The following is a 16,193-nucleotide window of genomic DNA, read 5'->3' on the forward strand; positions in this document are numbered from 1 at the left end:
TGATGATTGTTGCTCTCAAAGTCCGGAATTGAAAAGGAATTCCGCATCCTCCCACTGGCTTATGAAACAGCCATTAGAGCGGGAGAATTCACTGTCGATTGGCTGTCCGTTGACCGTTCCAGAGACCTCGGCGCGCTGCGGTCCACCGTAGATTTCCGTGCACGCGGTCGCCGGATCCAGAGATGGTGCTGCAAGGCTTGGCTGCTGGTTCAGCCTTGCGCAGGCAGCGGCGGCATTGGGCAAGGTGCTGGAATCCATTGCTTGTTCGCCAGAGCATTCCAAAGTGTACTGCGCGGACACTTTAGTGCCATCTGCCTTGATAATGATTTCCAGTTTTATCTCCGAGGGTGCCGGGCGTTGCGCCTCGCAGGAGGACACAGCAAATGCCAGCAGCAAGACGCAGCTGCCGGACACTGCCCGTCGATGAATATCAGTGATGCCCACAGGGACATTGTGCGTTGTGCCGTGGCTGAATACTAGTCTTTTGGTGCAAGCTGCAGGTTGTTGGCAACCTCCAGCAGCTTGAGGCGCAAGTGATCTGCTCGCGACGCAAAACCCTTTTGCCTCCGGATGTATTCGGCTTTGCCGGAGGGAGTCTCAATCCGAATGGGTTCGTGGCCCCAATCGGCCAAATCATAGGGCGAGGCCTGCATGTCCATGGTGCGGATATCCCATGCGAGTTCGAAGCAATCCATCACCAAGCTGCTGGGGACAGCAGGGGACAGCTTGTACGCCCACTTGTAGAGGTCCATGTTGGCATGCAAGCAACCGGGCTGTTCCAGATCGCGCTGTGTTTCGCGGGTGGGCTGCAGTTCATTGAGCTCAATAGCCTGCGGCGTGTAAAAGCGGAAGGCGTCAAAGTGCGTGCACCGGATCTTCTCGGACTCCACTACTGCGTCGGTTCCCTTGGCCCCGAGCCGCAAGGGCAGGTACTCATGCCGAATTCCGTTGTCTTCCGATTTATACGCCATCGCCCATTCATGCAGACCGAAGCAGGCGAAATTCCCCGGCCGCTGTGAAGTCCCGGCCAAGATCACGCGGGCAAATTCTATGGCGCGAGCTCGCGCCTGGGCGAAGGCCTGGACATCAAATTCATATCCAGTGCCCTGACCGGTTTCCACCGCGCGATAGAACTTCCACGTCGCCCGCTCTTGGGCCTCTTCGCCGGTGAGCACAACATTCAGCCCCGGGTGCCAGCGATAGAGCTGGCCCGGCTTTTGCGTGTAGTAGGTGAAAAGAAAATCCTCTATGGGATGCTTCCGACCGGTCATGCGGCGTTCGACAAAAGGTTCTCCGAAGGCGCGCGCACGAGCCTCATGGCTGTGGGCCAGGGGCATCCACTGGGAGGCTTCCAAAACGGCGGCGGTAACGGGCATACTTCTCATTATTCAATTCATCCGCCCAACAGACCACTTTGGTACCTCAACTCACATCTCATCGCTCAGGAGCTAGACATGGCTGACTTTCCCATCTGGGAACCACCAATCTTCGCCAGCGAACAGGAACATCTGTTCGCCATGCTTGATCGCCTTCGAGCCACTTTTCGCTACAAAGCCGATGGCTTGAACCTGGAGCAGCTCAAAGCCCGGCTGCCCAGCAGCGAGCTGAGCGTGGGCGGATTGCTGCAGCATCTGGCGACCGTGGAAGACGAGAAATTCAGCTATTTCATTGCGCGCGAGCGCCCAGAGGTTTTGCTCGAATTCCTGGAGCAGGACAAGAATCCTTTTATCGTCCAAGACGATGAAGACCCTCGGGCACTGTATGAACGCTACGACAAGGCGGTAGCAAAGAGCCGGCGGATCCAGCAGCAGATTATTGACGATGGCACGCTGGATACTGCCTCGGGGCTGGAATTCGAGGGGCAACAACCCTCGGTGCGCAGGATTATCTGCGACCTGATTGAAGAGTATGGACGGCATACCGGCCATTCGGATCTGATCCGAGAAGCGATCGATGGGCGCGTTGGCGAAGATCCCCCGCAGGACTTTCTCCCAATGTGGTTCAAGGGCTAAGGGCCGCGCCACGTACGGGCCCCTTGCCGGGTAGCCCTGCGAGGCTGGGCCATTGAGGGGACGAGCCGGACGGGCAAGGGCATGGCGATGCCCAGTGAGGACGAGTTGATACTGTAGGTGCTGGCCAGAAGACTGAAGGAAAGCAGGAGTTCTCGAATCGCTACGCGTCCTGCGGGGCGTTTCTGAAAACCGCCAGCTTGGCCGCGTACGTGGTGCGGCATCATGCAGCCGGCCCGGAGGAAAGCTGGGAGTATCCCGTGCTGCCGAGGCCTGTGCTGGGGCAGGCCGGAAAATGAATCCTATGATGAGCGCATGATCATTGAACGTTCCAGCCAGCTGCCGGCAGATCCTTCCGCTGTCTTCGATTGGTTCTCCCGGCCAGGTGCCATTGTCCGCCTTCTTCCCCCTTGGCTGCCTCTGAAACCCATTCGCGAGGCGGCGTCACTTGAGGATGGGACTGCCGTGTTGGGAATTCCCGGCGGTTTGAGGTGGATTGCGAAACACCAGCCCCTCAAGTTCTCCGAAAATCGCCGATTTGTCGACCAGCTGGAGCCCGAAGGCCTTCGCGGCTTGCCGACCCGGGCGATCAAGTGGAAGCATGAGCACCTTTTTGAGCCTGCGGGAACAGGTGCGACTACGGTCAGCGACCGCATCGAATCGAATGTGCCGCGGCGCCGGATCGAGCAGATGCTCGCTTATCGCCATCGGCAATTGGCAGCGGATTTTGCCGCCCACCGCAGCGCGGCTGAAGCCGGGCTGGCTCCTCAGGTAATTGCCGTGACTGGATCCAGCGGCCTGGTTGGCGAGGCGTTGTGCGCCTTCTTGTCCACAGGTGGCCATCGCGTCATCAAGCTGGTGAGACGTGCGCCGGCATCGCCAGATGAGCGCCGCTGGGATCCGGATAATCCGGCGGAGGATCTGCTGGAGGGATGCGATGCCGTCATCCATCTGGCTGGAGCCAGCATTTTCGGCCGGTTCACGCAAGAGCACCGGCAGGCCGTGCTCAAGAGCCGCATCGGGCCAACACGCTCCTTGGCTCTGCTCGCGTCGCGATCCGGGGTATCCACATTTGTCAGCGCTTCGGCGATAGGGATCTATGGAGCCAGCACCGGTCCAGAGGCCGTCGAAGAGTCCGATGCCCAGCCAGCCCAATCTGGCGACTTTCTTGTTGAAGTGGTCCAGGGCTGGGAAGAAGCGGCACGCGCAGCGGGGCCCGATCTTCGCAGCGTCCAAATCAGAACTGGCGTCGTGCTCACGCCCAAAGGCGGCATGCTCGCGGTGCTGCGTCCTCTTTTCGCCGCCGGCGTCGGGGGAAAGCTGGGCAGCGGACTGCAGCGTTTGTCGTGGATCGGACTAGACGATCTGCTGGATATCTACCTTCGGGCTCTGTGGGATGGCCAATTATCTGGTCCAGTCAATGCCGTGGCACCGCATATGGCGAGCAACGCTGAATTCACCAACGCGCTGGCGCATGCGCTTAAGCGCCCGGCTTTTATTCCAGTTCCGGAGGCCGCGCCCAAAGTCCTGCTCGGGTCTCAGGGCGCCCGGTTGCTTGCCCTGGCAGACCAGTGGGTTATTCCCCGCAAGCTGCTCGACGCGGGCCATGTCTTCCGCAATGAGCGCATCGAAGCTGAATTGGCCCATAGCTTGGGCGTCAGCTAGGCGTTATTAGCGAAGAGCCGATGACTGTTTGAGCGGAAGGCCCGGAGCGCAGTGCGGTGGCTTTCAGTGAAGGGGCATGTGCTGATTTCTGCGGGCAACCATTTATCTAGTTTGGCTAACTACTTGCTAAGCTATATATCTGATGATGCTGTTGGCGGCCGGTCCCTGCGAGGATACTGTCGGCGCAGCAGTGGCTAAAAAGGAAAGCAGCAGATGAAAACGACAGATAGTGATCCCCTCGCACCTTTCGACGCCGTAGTGCTGATGTCCTTCGGCGGCCCTGAGAAGCCCGAGGACGTTCTTCCATTTCTGCAAAATGTCACTCGGGGCAGGGGAATTCCGGACGAGCGCTTGGAAGAGGTCGGAGAGCATTACTACATGTTCGGAGGCAAGTCGCCGATCAACGAGCAAAACCAGGACTTGTGGCGAGCGCTTCAGCGTGAATTCGACTCTCGCGGGATCACGGTTCCCCTGCTATGGGGAAACCGCAACTGGCACCCGTATCTGACCGACGTGGTCCGCAAGCAAGCGCGGGAGCATGGCGCTCGGAAGTTCTTGGCCATCGACACCTCCGCATATTCCTCATATTCCTCTTGCCGGCAATATCGGGAAGACTTCGCCGCTGTCGTGTCCACCTTGGAGGTCGAAGGGTTATCGGTGGAATTCGACAAGATCAGGCAGTACTACAACCATCCGGGATTCGCGAAAGCCCAATTGGACTGCGTGCGCCGTGGCCTTGCCGAACTTGCGACGAGGGCAGGAAGCCTCGATGGGAAGCGCCACAAAATCCTCTACGTTACCCACTCGATTCCAACTTCCATGCAGGAATCTTCACAGCGATTCACGCCAGGATACGCACAGCAGCACGAGGAGCTGATTGCGTGGATCAGTGGCCAGCTGAATGAATCGGAGCAGCTGGACGCGGAGCTCGTGTACTGCTCCAGATCAGGGTCCCCGGCCACGCCATGGCTGGAACCCGATATCAACGACCGCTTGCGAGAGCTATCGCGCTCTGGGATCGAGGCGGTGCTAGCAGTTCCGCTCGGGTTCGTATCGGACCATATGGAGGTCAAATACGATCTGGACACCGAGGCGGCCCAAACGGCGCGCGAGGAGGGGCTCACGTTTCTGCGAGCTGAAAGCCTTGGCGTCTCGCCGATTTTTGCCAGCGGCTTGGTGGATCTCGCCATCGAACGGGCGGCGCAGGTCCGTGGAGAACAAATGGAATCGCAGGTTATTTCCGGCAGCACGCCGCTGGGGCCGGGCAGCGGCGCCTGCTCGATGAACTGCTGCGAAGGGCCCAAGAGCAAACGAGCCCTTCCCGCGTGGGCTACCGGAAGCATCCCTGGGTAGCACTGTCGCTGGACGGGCGCCGTGCGCGATGGCGCACGGCAAAGTCCGACAGCCATCTGCTTAAACGCCGCACCCCGCTGGTCTCGGAAGCGAGACCAGCGGGGTGCGGCTGACGACAGACCGTTAGGCCTTTGGGCCTTAGCCCATGTGGATTGCGCCCAGCAGCACGCCCGAGACGAGCATGACCAGGGCTACCACCAACGCGCGCCACAGAACCTTCTTGTGGTGATCGCCCAAGTCCACGCGGGAGAGCGAAACCAGCAGCAGGATTGCTGGAACGAGCGGAGACTGCATGTGCACCGGCTGGCCGGTGATCGAGGCACGAGCCATGTCCACGGCCGGGACTCCGAAGTGCGCGCCGGCTTCGGTGAGCACTGGCAGGATGCCGAAGTAGAAGGCGTCGTTGCTCATGAGGAAGGTGGCCGGGATGGAGATCAATCCGGTGATTACCGCCATGTATGGACCCAGGGAGTCGGGGATGATCGCGACCAGCCACTGGCTCATTGCATCAACCATTCCGGTGCCCGAGAGCACGCCGGTGAGAACCGCTGCGCCAAGAACCATGGAGACCACGGCGATGATTTCGCTGGAGTGGCCCGCAATCATCTTCACCTGGTCGGAGACCTTCGGGAAGTTCACGACCAAGGCGATCGCGGTACCGACCATGAACAGGTAGGACAGCGGCAGCACGTCGACAACCAGCAGCACCATGATGGCTACGGTGAGCACCAAGTTGAAGTAGAAAGTCTTCGGGCGCAGGGTTTCGCGGTTCGGGTCGAGCACGGTGCCGTCCATGGTGGCAGGTTCCGAGCCATCTCCCTTGCGGGCAACTGCTTCCAGTACAGCCAGGTGGCCGCCGGAAGGCGCGGTGCCAGCCGGGGATTTGCCACCGGATGGCGAGGTGATGTTGCCGCCACCCATTTCAGTGCCCCACAGTTCGGGGCGTTCGCGCTGCAGGCGGCGGCGCTCGGAAACGCCCAGCTGCCAAGCGAACAGGCCGATAACGACCAGGGCGATACCCAGCGATGGGAGCATCGGGACAAAGACGTCTGCGGCATCGACATGCAGCGCTGCGGCGGCACGGGCGGTTGGACCGCCCCAAGGGACGATGTTCAGCGTGCCGTTGGTCAAGCCGGCCACGCAGGTCAGCACCACTGGGCTCATGCCCAGGCGCTGGTAGATCGGCAGCAAGGCCGCGGTGACCACGATGAAGGTGGTGGAGCCATCGCCATCCAGGGAGATGACCGCGGTGAGCAGCGAGGTGCCCAGAACGACCTTTGCCGGGTCATTGCCCACAAGTTTCTGGATGCCGGCGACCAGGCGGTCGAAGAGTCCAACATCGATCATGATGCCGAAGTACATGATGGCGAACATCAGCAGGGCTGCGGTGCCGGACATGTCCTTGATGGCGTCCATGATCATGTCGCCCAGCCCGAAGCCTGCGCCGGTGAAGATCCCGAAGATGGTTGGGACGAGAATCAATGCCAAAAGTGGCGTCATGCGTTTGGTCATGATCAGCGCCATAAAGGTGGCGACCATGAGGAATCCGAGTGCAACTAGCATTGCCCCGACCTCCATTTCGGTGAGTGTACGTCGTTGTGTCACCCAATAACTTCAGGGCACCTATTCAAAGTACGTGGCGGGGCTCACGTTGCGCCCCTTGTGCTGATTATTGAAGGCTTAAGTTCATTGCCATCTTTTTGCTCTTTAAAATCGCGTTGCCCGGGGAGTGCGTCTATGCTGGGTGGCATGTTCCGTTCTGGCCCGCGCTCGAGGCATTTCGCATCGCGCATCATGCGTTTGCAGTTCCTCGTCGTTGGCGTGCTGATCGTGCTGGTCACCGCCGGAACCCTGTATTCCAGCTATGACCGTGTCTTTTCGCGCGCCGAAGATACCTCGCTGACCATCGCCCGATCCGTGGCGGTGCTTCCAGAGGTCATCGACGAAGTGACCCGATATGCAGCCATGGAAGAACTTGACGAGAAGAAGCTCGCCAACGGAAAGCTGCAGCAGCTGGCCAACGCCATACTTGAGCAGAAGCAAGCGTACTTCGTGGTGATCACCGAAGACCGGGGTCTGCGGCTGAGCCACCCGAATCCCGCGGAAATTGGACAGATGGTTTCCACCGACCCGGTGGCCCTGGACGGGATCGAAGCGGTGTCAAGGGAGCATGGAACCCTGGGTGAATCGGTGCGCGCCAAAGTCCCCATCCGTGGCTCGTCGGGCCAGGTGATCGGAGAGGTTTCGGTCGGTGTGACCACGCAGTCGCTGACCGGTGCCCTGCTGGAATCCTTTAGCTGGATTGCGCTCTTTGCGCTCTTGGCTGCCGGGTTGGCCACTGTGGCCGGACGAGTAACCGTGCGCCGGCTGAAACGCCAGACTTTGGGACTTGAACCGACCGAAATTGCCCAGCTGGTTCGTGACCAGCAGGCAGTGCTCTACGGCGTCACCGAAGGCGTCATGGGCATCGGTTCCGACGGGCGGATTACCGTGCGCAACAAGGCCGCTCGTATGCTTTTGGGCCTGCCGCACCGCACCGAACTGGAAGACGTGGTCGGGAGGCATTTTGAATCCGCCGGCCTGGACCGGCGCCTGGTCAAGGCCATCAAGGAACGGGACCGGGCTCCGGTGCGCCTGGAAGCCAACGGCCATTCCCTGATCGCCCGGGTGAATGAAGTGAACCGCGACGGGCTCGACCTTGGCCAGGTGGTATTGCTGCACGATGTGACCACCATCGAGGCGCTGGGCACCAAGCTGGATGCCGTCCAGGACATGGCAGATGCCCTGCGCGCCCAGCGCCACGAATTCGCCAACCGCATGCACGCGGTGCTCGGATTGATTGACTTGGGAAAAATCGAACAGGCCGAAGCCTATTTGCGCGAGGTCATGGAAACCGGGCCGAAAATCGCCCAGGTGCCCGGGCTGGAAGCGATCCAGGACGCCTACCTATCGGCGTTCATCTCGGCCAAGGCGGTCCGTGCCCACGAGCAGGGGATCGAACTGCGGGTGTCGAGCCAGTCGATGCTCTTCGGGCAGATCGCCTCGGCCCATGATGCCCAGGATGCAACCGCGGTGCTCGGCAATCTTCTGGATAACGCCTTTACCGCCGCCTTGCGGGGCCACGGGAAACCGTGGGTGGAAATCGATCTGCTCTCCCAAGCTGCCACACTGCATATTGCTGTAGCTGATTCCGGACCGGGCATCACCACCACCGAGGACATTTTTGCCCGGGACGTCAGCACCGGTTCCCATCTGGGCAATGATCATGGACGCGGGGTTGGCTTGCCACTGATCAAGCGCTTGGCCCAAGCCCGCAGCGGGGACGTCTGGATTGCCGATCCGGGCACCGGAACAGAAGGCGCGGTATTTGCCGCCCGATTGCCAGCGGTGCTGGTTGAACCAGCCACCCCAGAGAACAACGAGAATGAAGGAGCGCAGCCATGAGCGACAGCGCCAATGGAAACTACCAGGTCATGATCGTCGACGATGACTTTCGCGTGGGTGCCCTCCACGCAGACATGGTCAATTCCATTCCGGGTTTCCAAGCCCTGGAGCCAGTGCAGGATCCGCGCATGGTGCCCAAGCTCGTCGCCACGCTAAAGCCTGACCTGTTGCTGCTGGACCTGTACCTGCCTCATGTCAGCGGCATCGAGCTGCTGCGTGAACTGGACGTGGATGCCATCATGATTTCGGCTGCCACCGAGCCGAAGAATATCTCCAAGGCTATTCGGCACGGGGCGCTGGCATTTATCATCAAGCCTTTCGACGCAAAAACACTCAGCGCCAAGCTCAAGGGGTGGGCTCGCTATCGGCGGCAGCTCAGCGGCACGGCTGAATTCAATCAGCAGGGAGTCGAACGGCTCTTCCGCTCCTTGCAGGGCAGTGAAGAGGCTGCTCCGGCGGCCGGTGCCGCGCCTACCGAACAGGCAGTGCTCAACTGTGTCAAGGAAGCTTCGGAGCCGATGAGTGTCGCCGAAGTGGCGGAAGCTGTCGGCGTGGCGCGAGCCACGGCCCAGCGTTATCTGGCGGCTCTGGTGGCCAACGAGTCATTGGAACTACAGCTGGGCTACGGGACCCGCGGTCGTCCAGAGCACCGCTACGTGGCACGCTAGGCAACCTGATTCAGGTGGCGTCCCAGATCTTTCGGTAGAAGGCGATTTTTTCTTCATTTGCTTCCATTCCGTAACCGGCATATACCAGATGTTCGTAGCCGGGACCGTAGTTCCATTCGGTGCTCCAGGCCGCGATGGCAAGATCTGCCCACCTGTCGGCGATGCCCAATTTGCCCATGTCAACGTGTCCCAAGAAGCCGCCGTTCGCATCCAGCTGCGTGTTGGGAAGGCAGGCATCGCCGTGGCAGACCACGGCGTCAAGGGGCGGCGCTTCGGCGAGCAGCTCGGATTGCTGGCTTAATGGCAGGGAAGCGATGCGTGAGGATAAATCCCAGCTGAAGGGGCACTGCCTTGCTGGCAGCCGATCGTGCAGGTGCCGAAGTCCTTGGCCGAGGGCGTGGGCTGAACGCTCGGGATTGCTTTTGCCCAGTTCGCTCACGGCGCTGTACCCGGGCAGCGCCGCGGTGAGCAGCAGCTGGCCTTCAGGGTACTGCTCAACTGAAAGCACTGCCGGCACGTTGATGAACTTCCCTGCCCACTTCATGCGGCGGGCCTCGGATTCCAGATCGATCTCCGCGTCCACCGGTTGCCCCGGCGACCATTTCGCATAGCGGCTGTCCAGTCCGTGCCCAATCCGGTAAGTGGATCCTCCCAGGGCGTTGAGCCACACTCCTTTCACCGCATGGGTGCCGGCCACGTCACGCACAGCTTCCGGAATCGGGAATCCGGCAGGGGGAGAACCCGAGATGACTCGTTCATCGCTCATTGAACCAGCTTGCCAGCAGGCGACAAGGAAGCCCTGCATCTTAATCTGCCAGGTTTTTCTTCGTGTTCACCTTGGTGCCATAAATTGGCTAGGCTGACGCACCACAGTTAGTGCCATGACTAATGTTTCGCGACGAAATTTATTGACCGGTGCCTTGGGCGCAGGAGCCCTGGGCCTCGTTGGCCCCACCGGTGCCGCATTGGCCTCTGGTGCTCCACGCTTGGTCCGTTCGCGTTTGGGATTAACCAGCGGCTTCTCCATGGGCGACGTTTCCACCAACAGCGCGGTGCTCTGGGCCCGCAGTTCTGGTGAAGGCCGAGTGCGCGCGCAGCTGCGTGCCGTGGATGAAGCTGGCCAGATTATTCGTGGACGCGGATCCTTTATTCGCACATTGAGAGGTGCCCAGGCTACCGAGGGCAGCGACTTCACCGCCAAAATCAACGCTGCCCATCTGCCCGCCGGAACACGATTCTCGGTCAGCATCGGTTTTGAAGATGAGAACGGAACCCTCGGCGAAACCCAGCAGGGATGGTTCAGCACTGCGCCGTCGGGAACCGGTCGCCGCAACCATGAGGCTGAGCGAGCGCAAAGTTTTGTCTGGTCCGGAGATACGGCCGGCCAGGGCTGGGGCATCAATGAAGAAATCGGCGGCATGCGCGCCTATGCCGCGATGCATGCCACCAAGCCTGACTTCTTTGTGCACAGCGGTGACACGATCTACGCTGACGGACCGATCCTTGCCGAGGTCGAAGAAGCGGATGGCCAGATATGGCGCAACCTGGTGACCGAGGAAGTTTCCAAGGTCGCCGAAACTCTGGCGGAATATCGTGGACGCCACCGCTACAACATGATGGATGCCAATGTCCGCGCGATGTATGCCGAAGTTCCAGTCATCGCCCAGTGGGACGACCACGAAACCCACAACAACTGGTGGCCGGGCGAAACCATCACCGATGAGCGCTACACCGTGCGCGACATCAATACCCTGGCGGCCCGTGGCCGCCAAGCATGGCAGGAATACCAGCCCATCGCCGATCCGCGGGCGATGAGTGGCGGCACTGGTTTTGAAGCGGCGCGTATCTACCGCAAGATTTCCCGCGGTCCTGCCTTGGACTTGTTCGCATTGGATATGCGCACTTTCAAGTCCGAAAACACGGACGGCAAGGAGTCCAAGGAAACCGCGATCCTCGGTGAAGAGCAGCTGGACTGGCTCGTTGATGGGTTGAGCCAGTCCAAGTCCACTTGGAAAGTCATTCTCAATGATCTGCCGCTAGGCATCATCGTCCCCGATGGCAACGCGCAGGAATCCATTTCCAACGCTGACCACGGTGCCCCGCTGGGCCGCGAACTTGAATTGGCGCGACTGCTCAAGGCCATCAAGGACCGCGGCATCAAGAACGTCGTTTTCCTGACTGCCGATGTGCACTACTGCGCGGCGCACCACTACTCGCCAGAACGAGCAGCGTTCAGCGACTTCAACGAGTTCTGGGAGTTTGTTGCGGGCCCGGTCAATGCTGGATCCTTTGGTCCCAATGAGATGGACGGAACCTTCGGGCCGCGGGTGGATTTTGCCTTGGCGGGCACGATTGCCAACCAGTCCCCGCGCGATGGCAAGAGCCAGTTCTTCGGGCATGTGGATCTTGATGAGCAGGATATGTTTACCGTCAGCCTGCGCAACGCACTGGGCGAAACGGTCTATTCCAAGACTCTGGAACCGGCAAAATAAGCCTATTCTGACAGGCTAAAAAAGATCAGGCCTGCGGTGCTGGCAATCTTGTGGGAGGGCTCTAGAGAGGGGCTTCGAAACTATGAATTATGGCATGCAACTGACGCAGGAATCTTGCTCAGATGGAATCTGAATGAGTCGCTCTAGAGAGCACTGAGCGATTTAGGAGGTCAGTCCAGTTGGCCCGCATGATTGCTGAATTCGAGAGAGCATTCGAACGAGTTGGGTGACTTTGCTGGGTCTCCCAATCAACAGAGCTAACGTTAGACTTTCTAAACCACGAATGACTTATGCTTTGCCATCGCATAAGTATCCAATAGTAGTGGGTTTCTCGTAAGCTTCGTATCGTCGGCCTGAGAAGTAGGTTGGATTGGACATTAAATTTTGAATCGTGTGGATGTAGCTCGGCAGGCTTTTCTGCAGCGAGACGACGACTGCACTGGCCATGGTCGACGGAAGAAGTAAGCTTTCGGATGTCACGGCTAAAATTCTGGCGTCATTTCCTCCGTACTAACAATTTGATAACGCGGATGTATAAAGTGGAATTATTAGTTATGATTGAGTTCGATGCCTCTAAAACAGAGCGCATTATTCAACTTGTCTATTCGAGCCTCTAGTCTGAAACCGACACTCGCACTCGCGGTTACGAGCTGAAGTCGAAGCAGACCACCTATTGAAAGAGGACTTGTTGAAAGGACTAAAAGCGATATTCGTCTACGGACTAGCTTTGTCACTAACCTTGGTCGCAATGCCTTCATTTGCGGCACAAGATGTAGCTATGAATTTAGAAGATGCGGCGGCTGTTTCGATCACTTCGCCGGTTAAACCGGGCCCTGCAGCCGGCGTCACGCTGCCTCCAAAGACGATCACATTGTCAAATGGCGCAGTTGTACCGTTTAATGCAGACGTCCGCACAGGCTCTGAAGAGGAAGCCTTCCGCAGAGAATTGTCACTGCTGGTTACTTTAGATCAGCTAACTCCGGAAAAGATGAAAGTGATGGGGCTTTCGGAGCCAGAGGAAACCCTTCCAAAAATTCCTGTGACGGCAAAACCTAGCGAGCTACTTCTTAACGTTGCTCAACCGGCAGCTATTGGATGCCGTGTCACGAAGCCGTCGTCGAGCGCGGGCGACATGAATGTTTCTCGCCCCCAGATCGTGAAGTCTGGAACAAAAATTTATGCGTACGCTCGATACAACTGGAAGAACGCCCCTTTTTCGGAGTGCCCACGTAACCAGGCTCAGATCGGCGGACCTGACGGACTGGCAATTACTTTCAATCGCGCTGTGACCAATAAGGGGGTCTCCTTTGTTGGTTGCAACAGCTATAACAAGTGCGGAAAAACTGGATGGCTGGAAACGAACAGTCACTACGGTGCGGGTTGGGCATTCCAGGATTGGGGCTACGGTGCCCTTTACGGGCACGGTCCAACTTATAAGGGAACCTTGACATATACACTAACCACGAGTTCGACTAAATGCCTTCAAGCATTTGCGAAATATGGCCACTCTTGGAACTCCACGAAGTTGACTGGTTTTAGTATAGGTAAGTCTTCAATTGGAATCTCATGGAATACGAGCAAAAGCCTGTGGCAGAAATCAAGTCAAGCCGGGTCATATCGATGCTAGGAGGCAAATGGGGGCGGACTATAGTGCTAACTTCACTTGCTTTATTGTTGGCTGCTTGTGCAACCCCCGAAGAAAAGTCGTCCATCTCAGTGGAAGCGGTTATGGATGTGTGCTCGCGAGATGAGTGCTTCACTGCAACCGTTCCCGCGGAACTGTCAGCGACAGTCAATGGCGAAGAAATAAAAATTCCCTCTCCGGATGGAACTGGGTCAATCACCCTAGGCTCAGTGGGTAGTGTCCAAGTGACGGCGCGCTGGGGCACTCTTGTGAAAGAACTCGATATCCTGACAAGTGATGGATCTGCTCAAACCGTCACTATCAAATTTGATGAAACTGCGAGAGTTTCTGAATGATTAAGAATGGCCACAGGCTTGAATTGTGGCCATTCTGTTCATCTGCGTCATAAGAATGACAACGGCCTCAGATTTCCGGATCGTTGCAGAAACTATGATAGATCTAGATGGATACGACCGAGCCTTCGCGGTGCTGAACCCTAGAAAATCCCAGTAAGCAACTCAGGAAAGGTGAAAGTGCCTGAGCACCGAGTAGAAGCCTGCCATTAGGGGGCACCACTGCGCATTGCACTCATGACATCCTCCTCCAGCGTTCGTAAATAGCTGGACCCATCACTCGGCGGTAGGCAGTTTATCCTGAACTCTGACGTCATGGGCCAGCGCTTCGAAAACTTTGATTTGACGCTTATCGCCGGCAGCCCACCAGCTCAACCGGGCCACTGAGTTATATCTGGAGAGGCAGGAGATTCGGAGCCTGTTAAGGTGTCCTGCAAGCTCCAGATCCATACGATCCAGGAAGACGATCTGGTCCTCATTGGCGTAGGAATCAATGAACCCCGCAGTATATCCATAGCCGCCCTCACATTTGGCCGATGCTGGAGTGTCCATACAGGCTTGTGCCAAATCAATCACACAACGTCTCTTGGCGGTGTCCTGATCCTTGATCAGGTACTTGCGATCCACCAGCCAAATGGTGTCGGCAATACCTGTGGCCCGGTGGGCGGCGCAAAGGGCAAACGCTGTCTCACCGTCGATACGCGGGTTCTGAACCTAGAGGGCTTTAGTTCCGCCTGAGGGTCTCCTGCGACGCGTCACGTTTTGGTGACCATTTAGCAAGGTATTGATCAGCGAATCAAGATCTGCTGGAACACAAGCGCCAAAAGACTCACAGGCATTTTCGTCCCGTGGGCTAACAGCCGCTAAGCCTCCAATGACTTGACCAGTCTCTTCAAATTCCACTCTGTTGTCTGACGCATTGCATGGTCCTCTGTCCTGGGATCCAGATGTTGAGATGGTGTTGCGTAAGTCAATTAGCGCTGCGACGGAAATGGATTTTATAGTCCTGCGACGCGCGTAGTCCTTGGCATCGCGTATCTATTGAAGACACCACTGGGTTGCTGCGCCGTTTTTTTACGGAGGGTTCTGATTTGAACAAGCATGGCTCGGAGAATCTGAAGCAGGAAGCGGTATTGTTCAGTGGGCGTTTATGCGAATCGTCCGGCTGGATGATTTCAGCCGGACGTTTGCAAGATTTAATATTCGAATACTAGCCCGCCGCCGTTGCAGTGACGGTTGGAATACGCTGTGCCGCAGGCCTGATCTCTAGTGGAGCGTGGTCTTAGCGGCCGGTGCCGCCGTAGACGGTGGCTTCCACATCGGTGTCCAAATCGAATGCGGTGTGGATAGCACGCACCGCATCGTTGAGCTTGTCGGCATCGGTGACCACCGAAATGCGGATTTCGGACGTGGAGATCATGTCCACGTTCACTCCTGCGTTGTGCAGGGCTTCGAAGAAGGTGAAGGAAACGCCCGGGTTCGAGCGCATGCCCGCACCGATCAGCGAAAGCTTGCCGACCTCGTCATTGTGCTCGATGTCCTCAAAACCGATCTCGCTCTTGGCGGTGTTCAATGCGCCAAGCACGTTCTTGGTCTCGGTCATGGGCAAGGTGAAGGAGATGTCGGTTTTGCCCGAGCCGTGGGTCGAAATGTTCTGGACGATCATGTCGATATTCGCCTGGGCCGCGGCGATCACGCCGAAGATCTGGGCTGCCTTGCCAGGGATATCAGGCACGCCGATGACGGTGACCTTGGCTTCGGAGTGGTCGTGGGCGACACCTGAGATGATTGGCTGTTCCAAGGGTTCTCCCTCTTGAATTTTGATTTTGTCGTCGGGGTTCGGGAGCACCCAGGTGCCCTCGTGAGTGCTGAATGAAGAGCGCACATGCAGTGGCACGCCAAAGCGCCGAGCGTATTCCACGCAACGCAGGTGCAGGATTTTGGATCCGCTGGCGGCCATCTCCAGCATTTCTTCGCTGGTGATTTTCTCGATCTTTTTCGCCGAAGCAACTACACGCGGATCAGCGGTGTAGACGCCGTCCACATCCGTATAGATTTCGCAGACATCGGCGCCCAAAGCGGCAGCCAAAGCCACTGCGGTGGTGTCCGAGCCGCCACGGCCCATGGTGGTGATGTTGTTCGATTCCTTGCTCATGCCCTGGAATCCGGCAACGATCGCGATGAAGCCGCGGTCGATGGCGCGGCGAATGCGCTGAGGGGAAACCTCCATGATGCGGGCCTTGCCGTGCGTGGAATCGGTGATCACGCCGGCCTGCGATCCGGTGAAGGAAGCAGCCTGTTCGCCAAACTGGTCAATGGCCATGGCTAGCAGGGACATGGAGATGCGTTCTCCAGCGGAGAGCAGCATGTCCATTTCGCGCGCTGGCGCATCGTCGGTGAGCTGGCCTGCCAGATCTAGAAGGTCATCGGTGGTGTCGCCCATGGCCGAGACAACTACGACGACGTCGTGGCCCTGGGACTTGGTGTCAATAATTCGACGCGCCACACGCTTGATGCCTTCGGCATCTGAAACTGACGAACCGCCAAATTTTTGAACAATTAGGCCCATGGGCACTCACTCCACC

At 58.2% G+C, this 16,193-nt stretch carries 13 protein-coding genes; 7 read left to right on the forward strand and 6 right to left on the reverse strand.

Annotated features, from left to right (window positions below; all coding sequences use genetic code 11):
- Nucleotides 1–15: 15 nt before the first annotated feature.
- Both AOZ07_RS01900 and AOZ07_RS01905 read right to left on the reverse strand, forming a co-directional pair.
- Nucleotides 16–396, reverse strand: coding sequence for a subtilase-type protease inhibitor (locus tag AOZ07_RS01900; protein ID WP_194943748.1), 381 nt, complete (start codon nt 394–396; stop codon nt 16–18).
- Between the two features lie 80 nt (nt 397–476).
- Nucleotides 477–1,376: a hypothetical protein gene (locus tag AOZ07_RS01905; RefSeq protein WP_060700458.1), complete on the reverse strand. Its 900-nt coding sequence runs from the start codon at nt 1,374–1,376 to the stop codon at nt 477–479.
- A 78-nt stretch (nt 1,377–1,454) separates the two neighbouring features.
- Here AOZ07_RS01905 and AOZ07_RS01910 point away from each other — a divergent pair, with 78 nt between their 5' ends.
- From AOZ07_RS01910 to AOZ07_RS01920, 3 genes are all read left to right on the forward strand, one after another.
- Nucleotides 1,455–2,012 carry a mycothiol transferase gene (locus AOZ07_RS01910; RefSeq protein WP_060700459.1) on the forward strand — a complete coding sequence of 186 codons (558 nt, stop codon included), beginning with the start codon at nt 1,455–1,457 and terminating at the stop codon, nt 2,010–2,012.
- A 312-nt stretch (nt 2,013–2,324) separates the two neighbouring features.
- Complete coding sequence (locus tag AOZ07_RS01915) at nt 2,325–3,674, forward strand: TIGR01777 family oxidoreductase (protein WP_060700460.1); 1,350 nt, start codon at nt 2,325–2,327, stop codon at nt 3,672–3,674.
- A 213-nt stretch (nt 3,675–3,887) separates the two neighbouring features.
- Nucleotides 3,888–5,027, forward strand: a complete 1,140-nt coding sequence (locus AOZ07_RS01920) for a ferrochelatase (protein WP_060700461.1) — start codon at nt 3,888–3,890, stop codon at nt 5,025–5,027.
- Between the two features lie 138 nt (nt 5,028–5,165).
- On the opposite strand, the gene AOZ07_RS01925 is transcribed toward AOZ07_RS01920, so the two are convergent.
- On the reverse strand, nt 5,166–6,590 hold the full coding sequence (locus tag AOZ07_RS01925; RefSeq protein WP_060700462.1) for a CitMHS family transporter: 1,425 nt from the start codon (nt 6,588–6,590) through the stop codon (nt 5,166–5,168).
- A gap of 186 nt (nt 6,591–6,776) precedes the next feature.
- Between AOZ07_RS01925 and AOZ07_RS01930 the strand changes: the two genes are divergently transcribed.
- Nucleotides 6,777–8,471: a sensor histidine kinase gene (locus AOZ07_RS01930; protein WP_060703263.1), complete on the forward strand. Its 1,695-nt coding sequence runs from the start codon at nt 6,777–6,779 to the stop codon at nt 8,469–8,471.
- Nucleotides 8,468–9,139 (forward strand): response regulator, encoded by a 672-nt coding sequence (locus AOZ07_RS01935; RefSeq protein WP_060700463.1) that lies wholly within the window; start codon nt 8,468–8,470, stop codon nt 9,137–9,139. Before AOZ07_RS01930 ends, AOZ07_RS01935 begins: the two co-directional genes overlap by 4 nt.
- 10 nt (nt 9,140–9,149) lie before the next feature.
- On the opposite strand, the gene AOZ07_RS01940 is transcribed toward AOZ07_RS01935, so the two are convergent.
- The gene (locus tag AOZ07_RS01940; protein WP_075972550.1) at nt 9,150–9,905 is read right to left on the reverse strand and encodes an aminoglycoside 3'-phosphotransferase; all 756 of its coding nucleotides are present in this window, start codon (nt 9,903–9,905) and stop codon (nt 9,150–9,152) included.
- A gap of 115 nt (nt 9,906–10,020) precedes the next feature.
- Here AOZ07_RS01940 and AOZ07_RS01945 point away from each other — a divergent pair, with 115 nt between their 5' ends.
- Together AOZ07_RS01945 and AOZ07_RS18625 are read left to right on the forward strand one after the other, a co-directional pair.
- A complete protein-coding gene (locus AOZ07_RS01945) occupies nt 10,021–11,631 on the forward strand; it encodes an alkaline phosphatase D family protein (RefSeq protein ID WP_060700465.1) in 1,611 nt (536 codons plus the stop codon).
- A 673-nt stretch (nt 11,632–12,304) separates the two neighbouring features.
- Nucleotides 12,305–13,258 (forward strand): hypothetical protein, encoded by a 954-nt coding sequence (locus tag AOZ07_RS18625; RefSeq protein ID WP_194943749.1) that lies wholly within the window; start codon nt 12,305–12,307, stop codon nt 13,256–13,258.
- A gap of 626 nt (nt 13,259–13,884) precedes the next feature.
- Here the strand turns inward: AOZ07_RS18625 and AOZ07_RS01950 are convergent.
- Both AOZ07_RS01950 and AOZ07_RS01955 read right to left on the reverse strand, forming a co-directional pair.
- The gene (locus tag AOZ07_RS01950) at nt 13,885–14,235 is read right to left on the reverse strand and encodes a hypothetical protein (RefSeq protein WP_194943750.1); all 351 of its coding nucleotides are present in this window, start codon (nt 14,233–14,235) and stop codon (nt 13,885–13,887) included.
- A gap of 655 nt (nt 14,236–14,890) precedes the next feature.
- The gene (locus AOZ07_RS01955) at nt 14,891–16,177 is read right to left on the reverse strand and encodes an aspartate kinase (protein WP_060700467.1); all 1,287 of its coding nucleotides are present in this window, start codon (nt 16,175–16,177) and stop codon (nt 14,891–14,893) included.
- Between the last annotated feature and the right edge of the window lie 16 nt (nt 16,178–16,193).

This window comes from Glutamicibacter halophytocola (genome assembly GCF_001302565.1).
Classification (GTDB): domain Bacteria; phylum Actinomycetota; class Actinomycetes; order Actinomycetales; family Micrococcaceae; genus Glutamicibacter; species Glutamicibacter halophytocola.